Annotated in this window: 13 protein-coding genes; 2 read left to right on the forward strand and 11 right to left on the reverse strand. The window is 66.5% G+C overall.

Translation table 11 applies throughout. The annotated features are described in order from the left end of the window. Together Q9Q40_01730 and Q9Q40_01735 are read right to left on the reverse strand one after the other, a co-directional pair. A complete protein-coding gene (locus Q9Q40_01730) occupies positions 1-1,578 on the reverse strand; it encodes a glucose-6-phosphate isomerase (GenBank protein ID MDQ7005932.1) in 1,578 nt (525 codons plus the stop codon). Positions 1,579-1,717: 139 nt separating this feature from the next. Next, on the reverse strand, positions 1,718-8,812 hold the full coding sequence (locus Q9Q40_01735; GenBank protein MDQ7005933.1) for a thrombospondin type 3 repeat-containing protein: 7,095 nt from the start codon (positions 8,810-8,812) through the stop codon (positions 1,718-1,720). 328 nt (positions 8,813-9,140) lie between these two features. Here Q9Q40_01735 and Q9Q40_01740 point away from each other — a divergent pair, with 328 nt between their 5' ends. Next, positions 9,141-10,634 carry a S8 family serine peptidase gene (locus Q9Q40_01740; GenBank protein MDQ7005934.1) on the forward strand — a complete coding sequence of 498 codons (1,494 nt, stop codon included), beginning with the start codon at positions 9,141-9,143 and terminating at the stop codon, positions 10,632-10,634. Between the two features lie 114 nt (positions 10,635-10,748). Here the strand turns inward: Q9Q40_01740 and Q9Q40_01745 are convergent, their stop codons facing one another. The 9 genes from Q9Q40_01745 to Q9Q40_01785 all read right to left on the reverse strand — a co-directional run bounded on the left by Q9Q40_01745 (position 10,749) and on the right by Q9Q40_01785 (position 21,019). Then, complete coding sequence (locus Q9Q40_01745; protein MDQ7005935.1) at positions 10,749-11,597, reverse strand: hypothetical protein; 849 nt, start codon at positions 11,595-11,597, stop codon at positions 10,749-10,751. Positions 11,598-12,030: 433 nt separating this feature from the next. Then, a complete protein-coding gene (locus Q9Q40_01750) occupies positions 12,031-12,849 on the reverse strand; it encodes a hypothetical protein (protein MDQ7005936.1) in 819 nt (272 codons plus the stop codon). A 53-nt stretch (positions 12,850-12,902) separates the two neighbouring features. After that, positions 12,903-13,766 (reverse strand): hypothetical protein, encoded by an 864-nt coding sequence (locus Q9Q40_01755; protein ID MDQ7005937.1) that lies wholly within the window; start codon positions 13,764-13,766, stop codon positions 12,903-12,905. A 242-nt stretch (positions 13,767-14,008) separates the two neighbouring features. Further along, positions 14,009-14,824: a hypothetical protein gene (locus Q9Q40_01760; GenBank protein MDQ7005938.1), complete on the reverse strand. Its 816-nt coding sequence runs from the start codon at positions 14,822-14,824 to the stop codon at positions 14,009-14,011. A 59-nt stretch (positions 14,825-14,883) separates the two neighbouring features. Further along, complete coding sequence (locus Q9Q40_01765; GenBank protein MDQ7005939.1) at positions 14,884-15,747, reverse strand: hypothetical protein; 864 nt, start codon at positions 15,745-15,747, stop codon at positions 14,884-14,886. A 288-nt stretch (positions 15,748-16,035) separates the two neighbouring features. Further along, the gene (locus Q9Q40_01770) at positions 16,036-16,611 is read right to left on the reverse strand and encodes a lytic transglycosylase domain-containing protein (GenBank protein ID MDQ7005940.1); all 576 of its coding nucleotides are present in this window, start codon (positions 16,609-16,611) and stop codon (positions 16,036-16,038) included. A 29-nt stretch (positions 16,612-16,640) separates the two neighbouring features. Further along, complete coding sequence (gene alaS, locus Q9Q40_01775) at positions 16,641-19,286, reverse strand: alanine--tRNA ligase (GenBank protein MDQ7005941.1); 2,646 nt, start codon at positions 19,284-19,286, stop codon at positions 16,641-16,643. Further along, positions 19,286-19,786 carry a RecX family transcriptional regulator gene (locus tag Q9Q40_01780; GenBank protein MDQ7005942.1) on the reverse strand — a complete coding sequence of 167 codons (501 nt, stop codon included), beginning with the start codon at positions 19,784-19,786 and terminating at the stop codon, positions 19,286-19,288. Before Q9Q40_01780 ends, alaS begins: the two co-directional genes overlap by 1 nt. Before the next feature lie 57 nt (positions 19,787-19,843). Further along, positions 19,844-21,019, reverse strand: coding sequence for a type IV pilus twitching motility protein PilT (locus Q9Q40_01785; GenBank protein ID MDQ7005943.1), 1,176 nt, complete (start codon positions 21,017-21,019; stop codon positions 19,844-19,846). A gap of 164 nt (positions 21,020-21,183) precedes the next feature. On the opposite strand from Q9Q40_01785, the gene Q9Q40_01790 reads away from it, so the two are divergent. Beyond that, positions 21,184-21,513: a hypothetical protein gene (locus Q9Q40_01790; GenBank protein MDQ7005944.1), complete on the forward strand. Its 330-nt coding sequence runs from the start codon at positions 21,184-21,186 to the stop codon at positions 21,511-21,513. Positions 21,514-21,558: the final 45 nt, after the last annotated feature.

Below are 21,558 nucleotides of genomic sequence, written 5' to 3' on the forward strand. Positions count from 1 at the left end.
TCAGTCCACCGTGGAGCGGAAGCGGGGGGCCGGATGCGCCGGCACCCGCCGCACCCCCCGACCGCAGGCCGCCAGGTGCTCCAGCAGCCAGTGGGCCTCCACCGCCATCTCCGGCCGCCCTACCGCCTCGGCCCAACCGGCCGCGTCGAGTTCCCGGTCGGCGCGGGCGGCGATGTGCTCCAACAGGGCCGCCTGCAATTCGAGGACGCCGGCGGCGGCCTTCTTTCCCGCCTCGACCCCCGGCTGGTGGTAGGCGTTGATACCGATCATCCCCGCATAGAGCCCCACGCTGCGTTCGTAGAGGGCGATCAGGGCTCCCAGAGAGAAGGCGTCGATCCGCCGCAGCACGAGGGTGATCACCCGCCGCCCGCCGTCGAGCAGGGCGCGCCGGGTGCCCAGCAGGAAGCCCAGCAGGTAATCCCCCGCGGTGGGCCCGCCCGCGTCCGCCTCCCGGGGATCCTCCAGGGTGGCGATCAGGGTCAGGAAGTAGTTGTCCAGCCCGTCTCGGAGTTGCTGCACGTAGGCGTGCTGATCGGTGGAGCCCTTGTTGCCGTAGACCGTCAGCCCCTGGCGCACGACTCTGCCGCAGATGTCCTTCTCCTTGCCCAGTGACTCCATCACGAGTTGCTGGAGATAGCGCGCGAAGAGAGACAGGCGGTCACGGTAGGGAATGACCACCATGTCCCGCCGGCCCCGGCCACCGGTGGCCCCATACCAGGCCATGGCCATCCGCGCCGCCGGGTTGGCCTGGGGGTCGGCACTTCGGGTCCAGCGATCCATCTCCCTGGCGCCGGCAAGAAAGCCCTCCACGTCGTGCCCCTCGAGAGCCATCGGCAGCAGGCCCACCGCCGAGGTCTGAGAGGTGCGCCCACCCACCCAGTCCCACATGGGAAAGGTGGCCAGCCAGCCCTCGACCCGGGCCCTGTCGGCCAGGGCGCTGCCTTCCCCGGTGACGGCCACCAGGTGCCGGGGAGGCTTCAGCCCCGCGCCCTCCAGCCGGCGCCAGGTCTCCTCGAGGCCATTGCGGGTTTCTGGAGTCCCTCCGGACTTGGAAACCACCACGACGAGCAGACGATCGAGGTGACCCTCGAGGCGGGAGAAGACCTGCTCGAAACCCTCGGGGTCGGTGTTGTCCAGAAAGTGCATCTCCAGGGGATCGCTGCAGCGACCCAGGGCGGCGGCGGCAAGTTGCGGACCGAGAGCCGAACCGCCGATACCGACTATCAGCAGGTGGCCGAAAGGCCTCCCCGAGGGCGCCGCGACCGTCCCCTCGCGCACCGCGGCGGCGAACTCCCGGACCTGGTGCTGGGCTTGCCGGATCGCGTTCCGCTGCTCGGCAGTGGGGGCGAGTTGGGGATCCCGCAGCCAGTAGTGGCCCACCTGGCGCCCCTCGTCCGGGTTGGCGATGGCTCCCGCTTCGAGGGCGGCCATCTCCGCCAGCGCCCGACGTGTCCTTTCCACCAGCGCGGCGTCGGGGCGCTCGGCGGCAGGCAGCCCGGAGAAATCCAGCCAGACGCCCAGTTCCTCGTGGGCCAGGCTCTGATCCAGGAAACTCTGCCAGGTCGATGCTCCGCTCATGTATGCCTCGCTCGCCGCCCCATCCGGTCGGCGGGGCCAAGCATAACTGCGGGGATGGCGCGAGGGCAGCGGGATTTGCAGGCGAAACAAGAAGACGGCGCCCGCAGGCGCCGTCTCCAGGACTCGCGGCCCCCGGCCCCTAGGGGCAGGCGGGCGGATCCGGCCGGGTCGAGCCGTTGCCGTCGTCCCCGAGGGGGCCGATGCAGGCGGCGCCGGACTGGGCCGTGCTGTCGTACCAGTAGGCCTGGCCCGCCGCGGGAGTGGTCGCGTCGGTGCCCGTCGGATTGGTCAGGCCCGTCTGCAGGCAGCTCTCGTTGTACTGCCAGGGCTGGACCACCGTCCCGCGGTAGAAGTTGTAGGTTGCCGCGCCGTTGACCGCCGCCCAGTTGAAGGTCTGCTTGTCAGACCAGGTGGAGGTCAGGCCCGTGTTGCTCAGGGCCCCCACCGAACCGTCCGTCGGCGCACAGTCCACGTCGTCGGTGAAGCCGTCCCAGTCCGAATCGTTCTGGGAAACCAGCCAGGCCTCACCGGCGGCGGTGCGGGTGCCATCGGGCCCGTCGCCGCCCAGGGCCGGCACGCTCAGCTCCAGCCCTGGAGTCGAGGCGTCGAGTTCGGTGACCGGAAGCCAGGGCTGGCCCGCCACCGAATCGTCCACGTCGGCACCGTGAATCTCCTGGGCCGGCACGATGTTGGCCAGGTCGATGATCGACGTGGTGGAAGGAATCCGGCTGCCCTCGAGCACCACCACGGCACCGGCGCCGCTGCGGGATCCGTCGGGACCGGCCATGCCCGGAGCTCCGAAGATCAGGTCCAGCCCGCCGCCGCCGTCGTAGTCCACGACAGCCAGGCTGCTGGCCAGCTGCGCACCGGCGACGGCACCGAAGAAGGAACGATCGGTGGCCTGCACCAGTTCCTGCCCGTCGATCGCCGTGTAGTCCGCACGGCCATCGATCTGCTCGGCGCCACCGGCGTCGAGACGCGCCGTGGCCCCCGGAGGCGACCCCTGGCCCGGAAGACCGATCAGCATGTCCAGAGTGCTGTCGCCGCTGAGGTCGGCCAGGGCCAGGCTCGCCCCCGCCCGGTCCGCCGGCGTGTCACCGTAGAGCAAGAGCGTGTAGTCGCTGGCGTTGAACAGTTCGATGTTCTGGTCGCCGGCCAGGATCGTATTGGAGATCATGTAGACCTCCCCGGCATCGGCCTTGTTGTTGCCCACTCCGTCGGCGTCCGGCGCACCGACGAGCAGGTCGTCGGTGCTGTCGCCGTCGAGGTCACCGGCCACCATCGCCAGGCCCAGGTGGTCGTTGTTGTCCACGCCGCTGATGTAGTTGCTGACGCTGAAGGGATCGACCGTGGTGATGGTGTTGAGCACCTGGTCGAGCAGCAGCCAGATCTCGCCGCCGCCCGGGTTCCCGTCGAAGTTGGAAGCGGAGTTTGGAGAGGCAATCGCCAGGTCCGCCGCGCCATCGCCGTCCCAGTCCCCCGTCACCAGGTTCTCACCGAAGCGGTCGGAAGCCTGCTCACCGAAGAACAGCAGGTTCGACGAGGTGCTGGCCAGGTCCAGCGTGGCCGGCAGCGAACCACCGTAGAACACGTGGACCTGCCCCGCATCGGCGGCGGTGTTGCCGTTGCCGTCGCCACCCGGGGCCGAAGCGATGATGTCGTCGATGCCGTCGTTGTTCAGATCACCGGCTGCCAGCGCATAGCCCAACTCGTCGCCGGCATCCTGCCCGTAGATCTCCACGTCCGCCGCGGTGAGCGCCAGGTCGATGCCGGAGGCGATCGGCCCGTAGAAGACGTAGACCGCACCGCAGCCATTGCGGCCGTTGGTGGGCCCATCGGCACTCCTGGCCCCCACGGCCAGGTCCATCACGCCGTCGCCGTTGAAATCGCCGGTCACGCCGCCGCTGGCAAAGGCGTCCTGGTTTTCCTCGCCGTAGATCACCCGGCCACCGGCGGCCAGATCGATCTTCGTCGTGGTGCAGGCGTTACCGGTGCCGTCGCTGTCGGCGTCCTCCTGCCCCGGGTTGTCGATCAGCGGGCAGTTGTCGGAGCCACTGGCCACGCCGTCGCCATCCTCGTCGCTGTCACACGCGTCGCCCGTCCCATCGCCATCCACGTCGGACTGGGTCGGATTGGAAGTGTTCGGGCAGTTGTCCAGGCAGTTGTCCCGGTTGCCCGCGGCGCAGTTGTTCGTCGGCAAGTTGGCGCACGGACCGCTGTTGGGAATACCGTCCAGGTCGTCGTCACATTCGCACGCGTTCCCCACGCCGTTGTTGTTGTCGTCTTCCTGCTTGGGATTGGAGGTGTCCGGGCAGTTGTCGCAGACGTCGCCCCAGCCGTCGCCGTCCGTATCGAGCTGATCGGGGTTGGAATCGGAGGGGCAGTTGTCGGCCAGGTTGCGGAGCTGGTCACCGTCCACATCGGAAGGCGCCACGACCCAGACCTCTCCCGCGTCGGTGCGGTCCGTCGTATCGTCCGGATCGCCGTCACCGCCTTCGGCTCCGACGATCAACTCCACCACCCCGTCCCGGTTGAGATCGGCCAGTTCGAGGTTGGTCTCTTCGTATCCCAAGGTGTCGTTGACCTCGGCACCCAGTACCGAGGTGACGGGCTTGACCAGCGTGGTGTCCAGAGTGTCGACGATGAAGTTGTTCTTCACGTCGTTCCAGTTGTAGATGATCACTTCGCCGGCGGCATTGCGACCGCCGCCGAAGGAGCCGGCCGAAAGCGGTGCGCTGAAGAAGAGTTCCTGCACACCGTCGCCGTCCATGTCACCGATGCCCACCGCATGGCCGAAAGCGTCTGCGTTGTTCCGACCGTAGAAGATGTTGTTGGCCCGCATGTCGACAGCGTCGTTACCGGTCCAACTGGCGCCGCCAAGAACCACGTAAGCCTCGCCGGCACCGCTGCGGAGATTGTCCTTACTCGCCGCGAAAGAGACGCCGAAGAGCATGTCATCGGTGCCGTCACCATTGAGGTCGCCCACCGCGATGTCGTTGGGGAACGCGTCCTCGTTGTCAACACCGTAGACGTAGGGCTTGGTCGAACCATCGATCTCCAGGTCGAAACCGGTTCCCGAGGTGAGGGCCGAGTCGCCGTAGAAGAGATAGGCCTGCCCCGCACGGGTGTGGGTATTGGCCGGGCCCGAAGCGCCGCGGGCACCGATCACCAGGTCGCCCACACCATCGCCGTTGACGTCCCCACCGGCCAGCACGCGCCCGGCGCGATCCGCCTCGTCGGCGCCCCGAATCAGGTAGTCGGGATCGCCGAACTCGTACTTGGTCACCACGGGGAAGTCCGCCCCGCCGAAGGCGACGAACACGCCGCCGTAGATGATGTCGTTGGGATTCTGCGGATCGGCGTTGAGATCGACCCGGTAATTGGGCGCCCCCATGCAGACATCGAGCTGCCCATCGCCGTTGAGGTCGGTCAGGGCCAGCGCACGCCCGAGGCTGTCACCGCCGGATCGCCCGATGAAGGTCGCGTCGGCGTTGGGCTGATTGAGGTCGGCGTCGTTGCGCAGGTCGTAGCTGCTGTTCCACGTGGTTCGACCGTAGAACACGTAGACCCGGCCACAGCCCTTGCAGCGCTCCTCGTGATAGATGCCGGTGTTCTTGTCCAGGCTCCGGCAGCTCGCTCCGGTCCAGGAATCACCCCCGAAATCGCACTCGCCGCTCGAGGCCGCCATCACGAGGTCGTCAGTACCATCGCCGTTGACGTCACCGACCGCCAGCGCCTGCCCCAACACGTCCTCCGGCTGCTCACCGTAGAAGACCACGTCAGGGTTCTGCACCGCGTAGTCCAACTTGCCGGAAGTCACCCGTCCGAAGACCACGAAGACCGCGCCGGCCTGCGCCCGGTCGTTGGCCGCTCCATCGTCGAAGGGAGCGCTGAAAACCAGGTCGCCGAAGCCGTCGGCGTTGAGGTCGCCGGCCGCCACCGCCCAGCCACCGTTGTCGATGATCTCGGCGGCGTAGACGACGAAGTCGTCGGTGTCGGTGGCCAGGTCCAGTTCGGTGAAGTCACAGACGTCGCCCACACCATCGCCGTCACTGTCGGCCTGGTCGGTATTCGGCGCGAACGGACAGTTGTCGTCCACGTCGAGGATCGTGTCGTTGTCGTCGTCGTCGTCGCAAACGTTGCCCGTGCCGTCACCTTCCGAGTCCACCTGGTCGAAGTTGGCATCATTGGGGCAGTTGTCACAGGCGTCACCGAAGCCGTCGGCGTCGGTATCCACCTGGTTGGGATTGGCCGTATTGACGCAGTTGTCGCAGACGTCTCCACGACCGTCGGCGTCGGCGTCTTCCTGGCCGGGATTGTCGATCAGCCGGCAATTGTCGGAAGAGTCGGGCACCGTGTCATCGTCGTCGTCGGAGTCGCAGGCGTCGCCCTGGGTGTCCCCGTCGGTATTGATCTGGAAGCCGGAGTCGTATTCTTCCTGGGTCATGGTGCCGTCGCCGTCGGAATCGCAGAAGAGCGGATCCACGTCGCAGTCACCGTTGTTCATCCCACCGCAGTTATCGCACTCACCACCGACGTGGTCGGTGTCGGAGAAGAATCCCTTCTGCTCCGTCTGGCTCGGGTTGCAGAGATCGACGCAGTTGTCGCAGACGTCGCCGACTCCGTCGGGACCGCCGGACTCACCCGGATCCATCGTGCCGTCACCATCGGCATCGACCCACGGGCACTCGCCGGTTTCGAGGGGCGAGTCGGTATCCCGCTGGTCGGGATTGGCGTCATTCGGGCAGTTGTCGCAGACGTCACCGGCGCCATCCAGGTCGCCATCCGCCTGGTCGGTGTTGGCATCGGCCGGACAGTTGTCGCAGGCACCGCCGATGGTGTCGCCGTCCACGTCGTCCTGGTCCGGGTTCCAGGTGTTCACGCAGTTGTCACAGGCGTCACCCACCTCGTCGCCGTCGGCGTCTTCCTGGCCGGCATTCGCGACGTTCGGACAGTTGTCGCAAACATCGCCCAGGCCGTCCGAGTCGCTGTCGGTGTTCAGCCCCGGCGTGAACGGGCAGGTATCGGAGGCGTCCGAAATACCGTCGTTGTCGTCGTCGGGGTCACACGCGTCACCGCTGCCGTCCAGGTCGTGGTCTTCCTGGCCCGGATTGGGATCGTTGGGGCAGTTGTCACAGACGTCGCCAACACCGTCATCGTCCGTATCCGCCTGAGGAGTGCCCGCATCGAAGCTGCCGTTCTTCACCGTCGGACAGTTGTCGTCGCAGGTATCCGTAACGCCCGTATTGCACGGACCGGTGGAGCCGGCACCGTAGGCGTCCGGAACGAAATCGTTGTCGTCATCGTCGTCGCACGCGTCGCCGAAGCTGTCGTCGTCAGAGTTCTTCTGGTCGTGGTTGGCATCGACCGAGCAGTTGTCGCAGAAATTGCCCCACAGGTCCCCGTCGTCGTCCGCCTGCCCCGGGTTGAAGTCGAGGTAGCAGTTGTCGTAGAGATCGCGGAAACCGTCACCATCGCCGTCCCACGGAGTGACCCACCACATGGCGCCGCCACCGGGACGTTCGCCGGCATCGGCGGTGTTGTCCGGATCCGGGTCGGGAGAAGTCGCCGAGCTGGCACCGAGCAGGATCTCCGCCAGGTTGTCGCCGTCGATGTCCGCCAGCGCCATCGAGAACCCCAGGCCGTCGGCCTGCCCCTTACCCCAGATCACCGGCCCACCGGCGTCCTTGAAGTCTTCATCGGGAGAAGCCAGGCCCAATGTACCGTCGCCATAGCGAATCCAGGCCTCGCCGGCGCCGTTCCGGCCGTCCGCCGGCCCCGCGCCATAGGGTGCGGTGACCACCAGGTCGGGCTGGGAGTCTCCATCCAGGTCACCCACCCCGAGAACCTCGCCGAAGCCGTCCTCGTCACCGTGACCGACGAGGGTCCAGAAGTAGTCGGCCTGGCCGAAACCCGGGTTGGCCAGGTCGAGGTCGGCCTCGAGCAGCGCGTTACCGCCCCAGACCACCGTCACCTCGCCCACGTTGTTCCGGTCGAAGGTGCCGTCGTTGTCGTCGTCCTGGTCTCCGAAAGGCACACCCATGATCAGGTCATCGGTGGAATCGCCGTTGAGATCCGCCAGCAGCAGGCTGTCACCGAGAATGTCGTAGGCATCCTTGCCGTGGACCGTCTGATCGAGGGCACCGGTGGTATCCAGGTCGATCGACGCCGGAAAGGGCGAGGTGCCATAGATCACACCCACCAAGCCGGCATCGATCCGATCGTCGGCCGGCCCCCGCGAGCGGCGCAACTGCAGGGCGATGTCCGCCACACCATCGCCGTTGAAGTCGCCGGTGGCGAAGGTCGAGCCCATCTTGGCCTGCTCGTTCTCTCCCAGTTCGTTGAAAGTACCGTCACCGTCCCAGTCCCAGGAGGGTCCATGGATCACCGCGTCGGCGGGGGAGGTGCGCAAATCTCTCTGGCAGGGGTTGCCGTTGCCGTCCGGGCAGTTGGTGAAATCGGTCTGGCTGGCCAGGAGGATCTGGATCGACCCGGCGTTTTCCCGGTTCCCGGCGGGGCCGTCCGTCCCCGGAGCACCGAGCAGCAGATCGAGGCTGCCGTCTCCATCGATATCCGCCGCGTCGACGCCTTCGCCGAGGAAATCGGAGGCCGCGGCGCCATAGATCCACATGTCGGCGCGGATCAGCTTGCGGTCGGGCCGAGCCAGGTCGAAAGGCGTCGCCCGCGAACGACCGCCGAAGAGAACGTAGACCTCGCCGCGACTCTGCAGCCCGGCCCTGTCGATCGTGCCGTCACCATCGGCATCGACACCTTCCGGCCCGGCGCCGGCGGGAGTCCCCATGATCAGGTCGTCGGTGCCGTCCCGGTCCAGGTCGGCGAGGGTGAAATAGACCCCCAGGCCGTCCTGGGTCGCCGCGCCGAGAACAACGAAGTCGGCCGTGGCGCCCGCGCCCAGATCCTGGACCTTCTCGTACGGTGCGTTGCCGTAGAAAATGTAGATCGCGCCTGCGGAGTCCCGGTCGGTCAGACTTCCGTCGAAGCCCGAGGCTCCCACGGCGATGTCCAGGGTCCCGTCCCCGTTGAAATCGCCCGTGGCGATGTGATCGCCCAGGGAGTCGCTCGTGCGGCGCCCGTAGCGCACCAGGTCCTCACCGTCGACGAGGTCGATCTGGTCCACCCGGGCAGCCAGGGCGCTGGCACCCGAAAGGCACCAGGCCGTGAGGAAAAAGCCCACCGTGGCGAAGGCGGAAAGCCTGTTCCTCACCATTTTCATCACCGTTCCTCCAATGCTCCACGGGCGCGGGGAGGCCCCCACCCGGCTGACGAACCGTCTGGTCATGCAAGAGTCGAGGCGGAAAGACCCTGGCGCGTTCGGGTCTGTAGGGTCGGAGTCCACGCGTCGACAGAAGCGTGCCTGTCGCTCCATGAAACTTCCCTCCGATCCGCCCGCGCCAACGAGGGCTGCCCCTCGGCTGGCCAATGTACGTTCAAGACCGGACGGGCGCATCCCTTCCTGGGCCATTCTTTTACCCGGCGGACCTATACTCTTTCTTGCCCGGATGCCTCGCCGGGCGAAGCTTTCCCACTTCAAGGAGTTCAACTTGTTCCGCCATTTCCCGTTCTCTTTCGCCGCCCGGCCGGCCGCAGCGCTTGCCGGTCTTCTCATCGTCGCCGGCTGCGTGGGCACACACCGACCCGGCCAGCCGGAGACCGTCCCCCTGGCCCCCGATCCCGGGCCCGCCAGTGCTCGTCCCCTTTCCCCCCGGTTCGAGATCCTCGCCCGGGACGCCGGAAACCAGGGATTCGTCCGCGCCCTGCTGGAGCTGCGCCGCCAGGTCGACATCCCGGCCCTGATGGCCTCCCAGCAGGAGCGCTGCCTGTCCCGCGGCCAGGGCCGAGAGGAAACGCTGCGGGCTCTCGCGCAGGTGGCCGAAGAGTCCCAGGCGCTCGTCGAACCGCTGCTCGAAGAACTTCTCGCCCGGGGACTGCTGGACTATTACGAGAAGCTCCGCTTTCGGAACAGGATCTTCATCTCCATCCGTCCGGAAGCCCTCGAAAAAGTCCGCATGCATCCCCAGGTGGCCGAGGTCATTCCGGAGTACGACGGTGTCCGGGAGGCCCGCCGCGCGGCAGGCATGGGACTGATCGGCAAGGCCCCCCCCATTCCCCCCGGCGACAGCTGGGGAGTGGAGATGCTGGGCCTGCGCCGACTCTGGGAAGACGGCATCGATGGCCGCGGTGTGGTGATCGGCATCCTCGACAGCGGTGTGATGGGAACCCACGAGGCCCTGGCCGACGCTCATCGGGAAGATGATTACTGGTACGACCCGGTAGGGGGCTCTCCCGCGGCCCTGGACACGGTTCCCCACGGCTCCCAGGTACTTTCCTGCGCCCTGGGACGCCCGACTCTGGGCCACGCGCTGGGCACCGCGCCCGGAGCCCGGTGGGTCGCCGCCCTGTCCAACTACCACAACAGCTACAACAACGTGAACATGTCCCTGGCCGCCGACTGGCTGATCTTCGAGGGCAGGCCCGACGTGATGCTCGGAGCCTGGGGACACGGCAAGGCCGCTTGCGAGCCCCGGGACCGCCCGATGGTCCAGGCTCTCCGCGCGGCGGGCATCGTGCCCGTCTTCGCCGCGGGCAACGACGGCCCCGATCCGGCCACGGGCCAGACACCCGCCGCCCTCACCGGCCTGTTCCCTTTTGGTCTCGGTCCGCTCTCGGTGGCCGCCATCGATCGCCACGGCAAGATCATCGGCCCCTCGTCCCGGGGACCCAACCCCTGTTCACCGGAGGTTCCCTTCCCCGACGTGACGGCCCCGGGGTGGGAGGTTCCGGTCCCCACCGGCGGTGGACCCCGTTCCCTGACCCTGGCCTCGGGAACCTCCATGTCGGTGGGCTGGGTCGGCGGCCTGGCCGCCATGATCCTCCAGGTCGCCCCGGAGATGCCCGTCTGGGAGGTGGAACGGATCATCCGCGAGACCGCCCGTGACTTACCCCCGAAAGGCTTCGATGCCGCCTCCGGTCACGGCCTGATCGACCCGGCGGCCGCCGTGGCGGCCGCCCGCCGGTGGCGGCCGGCCTGCCGCTAGTCAACAGGCCCCGGCGTCGGGCAGGCGCAGCAAAAGGGGCGCCCGACCGGGCGCCCCTTGTTGCCTACCGGCATATCCTGCATCCGGGACAGGTTCCCCGGGCATCGCCCGGCGCTACATCCTGGCCAGGGCGTTCTGCACCGTTTCCACCCGCACCTTGAAGTCGGCCTGGAGGCTGCCGTAAGTCACGTGCAGGTCGATGAAGTTCCCGTGCTGGTCGATGTAATGGTCGATCCAGCGCAACTGGTAGCGGGCGTTCGGCCCCACCGGAACCGCCACACGCAGTTCCTGATCCATGTAACCCTGGAAGCGTCCGTAGATCGGCGCGTGCACCACGTTGCCGTCCGCATCGGTCAACTCGAAGCTGGCGATGCTGGAATCGACGGGAATGGAGTAGACGTCCCGGCCCCGGAAGGTGGTCGCCTCGAGCATGGACAGCTCGAACGCCGAGGCCTGCTTGTCGGCCCACAGGCCGCTGCCGCACTCACCGACGCGAGAGGTCTGGCTGAGCAACATGGACAACGAACGGGCTCCCGAACAGGAGTCGTCGAAATCACCGTCGAAGGGATCATCGGTCACGTTGTTGCCCGGCCCCCCGCCGGGATCGCTGGACGAGCCATGGGGGTAGGCGTCCGGCAGATCGGCGTTCCACGCGGTCCAGATGGCGCAGTCGGTCTGGCGATTGGGATCGCAGTAGGTCTGATCCAGGAAGAGAATCGTCGCCGTCGGGTCGTAGTTGTTGAAGGTCTTCAGCCGCTGATCGCCCTTCCAGTCCTGGGAAAGCACCGTGAACAACTCATCGGAACCATCCGAGTAGATCGTGGCGATCTGGGAAGTGGGCACGATGTAGGCCGCGTCATAGAAGCTGTCCATGACGGCATCACCCCACGGCCCGTGGCTGTCGAAGATAACGGGATAGTTGGTCACGGCACAGCCCAGCGACAACGCCGCCACGACTGCCATCACCAAAGCTACTGTCACGCTAGTTACGGTCACGCTAGTTACGGTCACGCTTGTCACCCGGCGCATTCGGTGCTCCTTTCGCTCCCCCACCTGGGTCCAGGTTTTCTTTCCGCCTCTCGTCCCCACCCCTCGCCCGACAGCCATCCCAAGCCGGGAAAAGCATACGGACGCAGGCGACGCTTACAGGACGTTACGGCGACAGGGCGGAAGTGCAACACAGAACTTGAGGGAATCCTCCGCGGGCAGAGTCAAGTAGCTTGATTCGGGGGCCTTACGGGATGCCTCACCGGGCCCCGGCCGGCCGGCCGGAAAACCCCGGCACCTGCCGGGCAGGCTCCGGACACCGTCCGGGCAGCGCATGCCGCTGGAGCCGCGAACAGCAGGAGGCGGCCCTCCGGGGCCGCCTCCTCGGGACGCTTCCTGAAACTATCGCTCAGAAGCGGTTGGCATTGTGAATCAGGCCATCCCGGGCCACCGCCAGGTTGACGGTACCTCCCAGCGAGCCGTACTGGATTTCCACGGTGCCGAGGTTGCCGTTCTGGTCCACGAAGTTGCGGGCCCAGTTCAACTGGCTCTTCATGTTGGGAGTCATCGGAATGACGATCTGCAGTCTCTCGGTCACAAAGCCGGTGAACTGGCCGTAGAGCGGAACGCTGGCGGTCACGCCGTCCGGAGTGCTGATGCTGACGGCGGTGTTACCGGAGTTGACCGGGATCACATAGGCCGCTTCGCCCCGGAAGTGAGTGACGGGCAGATCGGCGAACTCACCGGCGAGACCCTGCAGATCCGCAAAGATGCGATCGCCGCATTCGCCCAGGCGGCTGTCCTGGCTGACCAGAAGGCTCAGCGAACGGGCACCCGAGCAGTCGCCGAAGAACTCGAAGTCGAAAGGATCGTCCAGGGCGTCCTGGTGCGGATCCCAGGCGCGAGTGATCTCGCAGCCCTCGTAGCGCCAGTCGCAGTAGGTCTGGTCCAGGAAGAGAACAGACGCGGTCGGGTCGAAATTGTTGAAGGTATAGAGCTTGCGGTCCGCGTACTGGTTCTGGTAGACCATCGTGAACAGCTCGTCGGAACCGTCCGAGTAGATCGTGGCGATCTGGGAACTCGGGGTCACGTAGGCCTTGTGTCCGGTCCGGATCACGCCGGAGAAGTCAGCGCGGTCGTCGGTGATGACAGCGTAGTTGGTTATCGCGCAACCGAGGGAAGTCAGCAGTAGCAGGCTCAGCAGGCCGTAAATCATCATCTTCTTCATCGCTGTGGGCTCCTTGTTCTCGCTTTCGTGTCTGGATGTCGGCATCGCGCTTCTCAGAACCGGTCCGGAAGCGTCTCGACCTGAAGATCGAAGCTGGCGGCCAGCGAGCCGTAGTTCACGTCAACCTGGACGTAGCTGCCGTGAGCGTCGATCCAAGACTGGAGAGCACGGAGCTGGTACTTCATGTTGGGCGTCACCGGGAAGGCCAGACGCAGATCCTGGTCCACGTAGCCGGTGAAGCGACCGAAGATCGGCGCCTGTCCCACCGAGCCGTCCTGGCCCGTCAGGGTGAAGGCCGCGATGGAGCTGTCGATGGGCAGCTCGTAGACCTGGCGGCCGCGGAAGGTGCTCGTCTCGAGCAGGCTGAACTCGAAGGCCGCGTTCTGCTTGTCGGCCCACAAACCACTGCCGCACTCACCGACGCGGCTGGTCATCGACAGCAGCAGCGACAGGGATCGCGCCCCCGAACAGTCCTCGTTGAGAGTGCCGTCGAAGGGATCGTCGGTCACGTTGTTGCCCGGACCTCCCGCGGGGTCGTGAGCGGAACCGTGGGGATAGGCGTCGGGAAGATCGGCGTTCCAGGCGGTCCAGATCGCGCAGTCGGTCTGGCGATTGGGATCGCAGTAGGTCTGGTCGAGGAACAGCACTTCCCCGGTAGCGTCGAAGTTATTGTAGGTGTAGAGCCACTGATCGCCTTTCCAGTCCTGGGCCACGAGAGTGTAGAGCTCGTCGGATCCATCGGAATAGATGGTGGCGACCTGGGAGGAAGGAATGATGTAGGCCAGGTCGTACTGGTCGTCCAGCACGCTGTCGGCCCAGGGGCCCCGGCTGTCGAGAATCACCGGGTAGTTCGTGATGGCACAGCCGAGGCTCCCCAACAGACCAACGGCCAAAACCAGATACATCGTCTTTCGCATGAGTGGCTCCTTGTTGTGGTTTCTCTGACGAATGTTCCTGGAAGGTACGGGCAGACCGCCAGGACGCAAGGCAAATCTGGCCGGATATTCCCTCTCGGTTGCCAACAAACTCCCTTTTCAACCGGTCTTCGCAAGCGGATGAACGAGAGCGCAAAGAAACGAGCCCCCGGAGGGCCCCGGGAGCATAAAAAAGGGGCGGCCCGAAGGCCGCCCCTGCGTCAAGTCAGGCAATGGAACTCAGATCAGAAGCGGTTCGCGTTGTGGATCAGGCCGTCGCGGGCCACCGCCAGGCTGACAGTGCCGTTGAGGGAGCCGTACTGGATCTCCACGGTGCCGAGGTTGCCGTTCTGGTCCACGAAGTTACGGGCCCAGTTCAGCTGGCTCTTCATGTTCGGCGTCATCGGGATCACGACCTGGAGCTTCTCGGTCACGAAACCGGTGAACTGGCCGTAGAGGGGGACGCTGGCGGTCACACCCTCAGGGGTGGTGACGCTGACGTTGGTGTTGCCGGCGTTGACCGGAATCACGTAGGCGGCCTCGCCACGGAACTGGGTGACGGGCAGATCGGCGAACTCACCGGCCAGGTTCTGCAGGTCGGCGAAGACGCGGTCACCACACTCACCCAGACGGCTTTCCTGGCTGACCAGGAGGCTCAGGGAGCGGGCGCCGGAGCAATCCTCGAAGAACTCGAAGTCGAACGGATCGTCCAGGGCGTCCTGGTGCGGATCCCAAGCGCGGGTGATCTCACAGCCCTCATAACGCCAGTCGCAGTAGGTCTGGTCCAGGAAGAGGACCGACGCGGTCGGATCGAAGTTGTTGAAGGTGTAGAGCTTGCGGTCAGCATACTGGTTCTGGTAAACCATCGTGAACAGTTCGTCAGAACCATCGCTCCAGATCGTGGCGATCTGAGAGGTCGGGGTCACATAGGCCTTGTGGCCGGTCCGGATGACACCGGAGAAGTCAGCACGGTCGTCGGTGATGACGCCGTAGTTGGTGATCGCACAGCCCAGGGAGGCAAGCAGGGCCAGGCAGAGCACGCTGTAGAGCAGCTTCCTCATGGTTTCTCGCTCCTATCGTTGAATTCAGTTTCCTTCACGTCGTCCGTACAGCTGGCAGATCAGAAACGATCGGCGAGGGTCTGGACGTTGACGTTGAACTGGGCGTTCATGGAGCCGTAGGTCACGTCGACCTGAATGTAGCTGCCGTGAGCGTCAACCCAGTTCTCGAGGGCGCGCAGCTGGTACTTCATGTTCGGGGTGATGGGGAAAGCCAGCCGCAGCTCGCTGTCGACATAACCGTTGAAGCGGCCGTAGATCGGGGCCTCGCCAACGGTGCCGTCCTGACCCGTGAGGGTGAAGGAGGCGATGGAGCTGTCGATAGGAAGCTCGTAGACGTCCTTGCCGCGGAAAGAAACCTGCTCAAGGAGGCTGAACTCGAAAGCCGCGTTCTGCTTGTCGGCCCAGACGCCGCTGCCGCACTCACCGATGCGGGAGCCCATGCTCAGCAGCAGAGAGAGCGAACGAGCGCCGGAGCAGCTGTCATCGAGGGTACCGTCGAACGGATCGTCCGTGACGTTGTTGCCCGGGCCACCCTGAGGATCGTGGGCGGAACCGTGGGGATAGGCGTCGGGAAGATCGGCGTTCCAGGCGGTCCAGATGGCGCAGTCGGTCTGCCGGTTCGGATCACAGTAGGTCTGATCCAGGAAGTTGATGGCGCCGGAGGCGTCGAAGTTGTTGTAGGTCTTCAGCCACTGATCACCCTTCCAATCCTGGGCCACCAGCGTGTAGAGCTCGTCAGAACCGTCGCTCCAGAGAGTCGCGACCTGGGAGCTGGGGATGATGTAAGCCTGCTCGTACTGATCCTCAAGGACGCTGTCGCCCCAGGGACCACGAGAATCGAAAATGACCGGGTAGTTAGTGATTGCACACCCGAGGGAGAGAAGCACCGCCGTAGCAAGAGCGGCGTAGATCAGCTTCCTCATTGAATGGCTCCTTTTCCTTGGTTGGTTACCGTCTCTCTACCAACTTCTTTTTGCTTCGTTTCGATCTGCTGTGTCATGCCTGACCCGACGAACCGACCCCCTTTCTTTTGTTTGCTGTTCAAGTCACTGGCCTTTCACACCGCAGCCGCCGCCGGGGGACCGGCGAGCTACTCCGGCTCGAGCGGAAAGTACGCCGAAGCGAAGGGGAGTCAAGAACCTTTTTCTCAAAAATGCGCGGCGACCGCCCTCCGCAGCGAAAGGCGCCCAAAGAGATAGAATAAAAAAGACTTAGCGGCCCCGCGAGACAGGCCGGTTGGTCATCAGAAAGGAGCCGTCCGGACGCCGGAGAAGCCGCACGGGCCTGGGCGGGGGGCTGACGGAGGGCTGCCGGAGACCCGCGCGGGCCATCACTTTCTGAACAAAGGTCATGGTTTCCGGATAGGGCGGCAGTCCCCCGTGGCGATCGACAGCCCCCTCCCCCGCGTTGTAGGCCGCCAGCGCCAGGTCCACACGACCCCGAAAACGATCGAGCAGCCAGCGCAAATAGCGGGCAGCCCCTTCGAGATTGTCCTCGGGGTTCTTCGGATCGAGAACACCGAAGCGGCGGGCCGTCTCGGGCATCAACTGGGCCAGGCCGACGGCACCGGCCGAAGAAACCGCCCCCGCCCGCCGGGCGGACTCGGTTTCCACCAGCGCGGAGAACAGGTGAGGGTCGAGGCCATGGCGCTCGGCCACCTGCTCGATCAGTCGCTGGTAGGGGGCCATCGCGGGGGGCGCCTCCTCTCCCGCCAGGCTGGAGGCGGCACACGCGAGCAGGGCCAGGCCGCAGCCCCCCAGCCCGAACCGTGAGAAGAGCGCCTTCATGAAGACGAAGATAAGTTGTGGAATCCGGATCAGGCCAGCAGTTCCCCGACGGCTCCGGGGGCCGCGGCCAGCGCCTCGTCGACGCCCTCCGGCCGCTTGCCCCCGGCCTCGGCCAGATCGGGGCGCCCGCCACCGCCACCACCGACCCGAGGCGCCAGGGCTCGAATCACCTTTCGCGCATCGAGCCGTTCGGCCGCCTGCTTGCCCAGGGCCACCAGCAGCGCAGCCTTGCCCCCATCGGCGGCTCCGAGGACGACCACGGCGTGGGGATCCTGCTGGCGGAGGGAGTCGGCCAGGTCCCGGCGCTGGCCGCGATCCAGGCCCTCCACCCGGCGGGCGATCACCGTCAGTCCGCCCACCGCCACCGCGGTCCGGGCCTCCCGGCTCTCTCCCCGAGCCAACTGGAGTTGCAGGGCATCGAGATCTTTCTGGAGCCGCCGCAGCTTTTCCAGCCGGCGCGTGAGGGCAGGCAGCAATTCCTCGCCCCCCGCGCCCAGGAGGCGGCCGATCTCGGTCAGCAGCCGCCGGTCCGCCGCCGCGGCGGCCAGGGCGGGAGGGCCGGCGACAGCCTCGATCCGGCGCACGCCGGCGGCCACACCCCGCTCGGAGAGGATCCTCACCGGGCCGATCTCGCCGGTGCGGGCCACGTGGGTGCCCCCGCAGAGTTCCGTACTGACCTCGTCGATCTGCACCACCCGTACCTGCTCGCCGTAGCGATCGCCGAAGAAGGCGATGGCCCCGGACTCCAGGGCCTGCTCGAGGGGCATTTCCCGGGTCTCCACGGGATGATCCGCCATCACCGCCTCGTTGACGAAGGCCTCGATGGCCTCCAGGTCGTCTCCGGCCACCCCCTCGTAGTGGCTGAAGTCGAAGCGCAGGCGGCCTGGAGCCACCAGCGAACCGGCCTGCTTGACATGGGAGCCGAGAACGCGCCGCAGGGCCGCATGCAGCAGGTGGGTCGCCGTGTGGTGGCGCCGGGCACCCATGCGACCGCCCGGGTCGACCTCGGCCAGCACCCTGTCACCGACGGCCAGCCGCCCGGACTCCACCCGCACCCGGTGGAGCACCACCCCGGACAGGGGCGAGCGACAATCGTCCACCACCACCCGCGCCCCGGGGGAGGTCAGTCGGCCCCGATCCCCCACCTGCCCGCCCGATTCGGCATAGAAGGGCGTCGTCTCGAGCAGCACGTCACCCTCCGCGCCCTCTTCCAGGGCGGATACCGGCCGGCCGCCTGCGAACAGTGCCAGCACGGGGACATCCTCGGACCGCTCGCTGGTATAGCCGACGAAACGCGAACCCCGGCCGGTCCACGACTCGAGCCCCTCCAGCGACTCGACTCGCGCCCCTTCCTTCCCCGGCACTCGCGATGTCTCCACGTGCCGGCGCCGCGCCCGGCGGTACCCCTCCTCGTCGAGGCGCAGGCGCCGCTCGTCGAGGGCGTCCCGCAACAGGTCCAGGGGCAGGCCTCGTTCGCTTTCCAGAACGAAGGCCTCCTCGCCGGGAAACACCCGCTCGCCGGCGGCCAGGACCTGGGCGATGCGCTCCTCGAGTTGCTCGAAACCGTCGGCCAGGGTGCGCTCGAAGCGTTCCTCCTCCCGCCGCACGACCTTCTGGGCCACGGGTAGATGCTCCCGCAGATCGGGAAAGGTCGGCCCGAGCACTTCGACGACCTGCTCGAGATGGCGATAGAGGAACGGGGCCGGCAGGGAAAGCAAACGCCCGTGCCGCAGGGCCCGGCGGAGGATACGCCGCAGCACGGAACCCCGCTTCTCCGGCCCGGGGATCACCCCTTCGCAAACCAGCATGGTGATCGCCCGCAGGTGATCGGCGATCACCCGCAGCGAGACGTCGCTGGCCTCCTGCCGGCCGTACTGGATGCCGGCCTCCGCCGCGAGAGCGCCGATCAGGGGCTGAAAGAGGTCGGTGTCGTAGTTGCTCCGCACACCGGAGAGCACCGCCGTCAGCCGCTCGAGCCCGGCCCCGGTGTCCACACAGGGGGCCGGCAGCTTTTCGCTGCCGCCGCCGGGCTGGAGATCGTACTGCATGAAGACCAGGTTCCAGATCTCGAGGAAGCGATCCGGATCGGTGGCCGGCGTGGCCGCGGCGTCGCCTCCCGGACGCATGTCGTAATGCAGTTCCGAGCAGGGACCGGCGGGACCCGTGTCCCCCATCTGCCAGAAGTTGTCCTTGCGCGACAGGGCGATCACCCGGTCGGCGGGCAGACCCACCTCCCGCCGCCAGATCTCGGCGGCCTCCTCGTCACCGGGAAAGTTTGCGTCCCCTTCGAACACCGTGGCGCACAGGCGCTCGGGATCGATACGGAAATGCTCGGTGACCAGCTCCCAGGCCCAGACGATGGCTTCCTGCTTGAAGTAGTCACCGAAGGAGAAGTTGCCCAGCATCTCGAAGAAGGTGTGGTGCCGCGGCGTACGTCCGACTTCTTCGAGGTCGTTGTGCTTGCCGGAGACCCGCAGGCACTTCTGGGAAGAGGCCGCCCGGGAGTAGGGCCGCTTCTCACGGCCGCGGAAGACATCCTTGAACTGGTTCATCCCCGCGTTGGCGAAAAGCAGGGTCGGGTCGGATGGCAGAATCAACGGCGAAGACGGCACCACCCGGTGCCCCCTGGCCGCGAAGAATTCGAGGAAAATCCGCCGTACATCCTGCGAGTCCATCAGTCTTCGTCCTCGTCGCCGGGGCCCCAGGCCCCATCCAGATCGTCCTGGCCCGAGCCTTCGAGCAGCGACCGTACGCTGCCAGGAGCAAACCCCGCCCGCAGCAGCCGACGCGCCAGGCGATCGCGCTCGCTCCGCTGCCGGGGAATCCGCCCCCCCGGCGCCAGCCGGGCCGCGGCGCGGCGCAGGGCCTGTTCCTCCTGCTCGGGAGGCAAGACCTCGTCCAGGACTTCTTCCACGAGATCCGGTTCCAGGTCTCTTCGGATCAGTTCCGCCCGGATGCGTCGCCGCCCCCGCCGGCTCTCGAGCGCCCGGCGGCGCGCGTGATTATAGGCGACCTGGCGGTCGTCGACTAAAGCCAGTCGCTCGAGCTTGAGAAGGACCTCCCCGACTTCCCCCTCGTCCCACCCCGCGCGCACCAGGCGCCGGCGAATCTCGCCCCGGGTATAGGAACGCCGGGAGAGGAGATCGAGTGCCTTGTCCCACGCCGTGCCGCCCATGGGCAGAGGATAACCCGGCCGGCCGACACCGCGCTCATCGTTCTGCCGTGTCCGCGGTCAATCCCCCAGGCGCGTGATCTCGGGCAGGTCGGCCACGGCGACCTCCTCGACGTTCTCTCCACCCATCATCTGCTGCATCTCGTCCTGGGAAGCGGCGGCCGTCGACTGGATACCCTCCATCCGCAAGCGCAACTCGTCGCTGTTGGTCGCCCGGGCCAGGGCTTCCTCGCGGGTGATCAGGGAGCTTGCCCACAAGTCGTAGAGGGACTGGTCGAAGGTCTGCATGCCGTACTGGGAAGTCCCCTGGGCGATGGCGTCCCGAATCATCTTCGTCTTGTCCTTGTTCTCGATGCACTCCCTGATGTACGGGGTGGCCCGCAGGATCTCCACCGCCGGCACGCGGCCCTGGCCGTCGGCCCGCGGGATCAGGCGCATGGAGACACAGGCCTTGAGCACCGCCGCGAGTTGCAGGCGGATCTGCTTCTGGTGGTGCGGCGGGAAGACGGAGATGATGCGGTTGATGGTCTCGGTGGCATCGAGAGTGTGCAGGGTGGAGAGCACCAGGTGCCCGGTTTCCGCGGCCACCAGCGCTGTCTCGATGGTCTCGTAGTCCCGCATCTCACCCACCAGGATCACGTCGGGATCCTGCCGCAGGGCCGAACGCAGGGCATCGGCGAAAGAACTGGTGTCGACCTCCACCTCGCGCTGATTGATCAGCGACTTCTTGTCCCGGTGCAGATACTCGATGGGGTCCTCGATGGTCATGATGTGTTCGCAGCGCTGGGAATTGATGTAGTCGATCATCGCCGCCAGGGTGGTCGACTTTCCCGAACCGGTGGAACCGGTCACGAGCACCAGGCCCCGATGTTCGTTCGCGATGGTCTCCAGCACCGGGGGCAGAGCCAACTCCCGGATCGAAGCGACCCGGACCGGGATCATCCTCAGCACCAGGCCCACCGTGCCGCGTTGCTGGAAGACGTTGACACGAAAGCGCCCCAGGCCCGGAACCGAGTAGGCCAGGTCGATCTCGAAGTGTTCCTTGAACTTCTGCTTCTGGCGGGCACTCATGATCGAGAACGCCATGGCGATGGTGTCTTCTTGCATCATGCGGGGATGCTCGGTCATCGCCATCAGCCGCCCGTCGACCCGAATCACCGGGTAGGAACCGACCTTCAGGTGCAGATCCGATGCTCCTTTCTCGGCGGCCGACTTGAGCAGGTCGTTGATGTGCACGGCGGTCCTCTCTCACCCCGGGGGGTCTTGGAGCTTCTCGTAAGGCAATGTAGGCTTCTGCCCGGCGCGACGGCAAGCCGCGCCACCTGGAGGGTCGGGAGATGCCCGCGTGGGTTCTTGTGCTGTCACAGGACAGCCTTTCTTCGTCTGGGCTCGAAGAAAGCGTGCGCCTGGCCGGGTTCTCACCCCGCCGGGCACCGGACCTGGCACGGACCGAGGTCCTGCTGCGCCAGGGCGAGGACCCCGCCGCCGCCGTCGTCGACCTGATCTCCACCGGCGAGGAGGGGATCGCCGTACTCCAGGCGCTGGCCGAACACACCACCCTGATCGCCATCGCCCCTGAAACCCCCTCCGACCTGGGCCTGGGCGCAGCACGCTGCGGAGCCGAAATCATCGGCCCCGACGAGGTCTCGGCAGCGCTGCCGCCGTTGCTTTCCCGGGTCGCCAAGGACGAACCAGGCCGAACGGGAACGGTACACGGCGAAGCCACCTAGCCGGTCGACGCCAGCCGCGCCTTGCACCCGGCGCCCCGGGACAGT

This window comes from Acidobacteriota bacterium, from assembly GCA_030949985.1.
GTDB lineage: Bacteria > Acidobacteriota > Polarisedimenticolia > J045 > J045 > JALTMS01.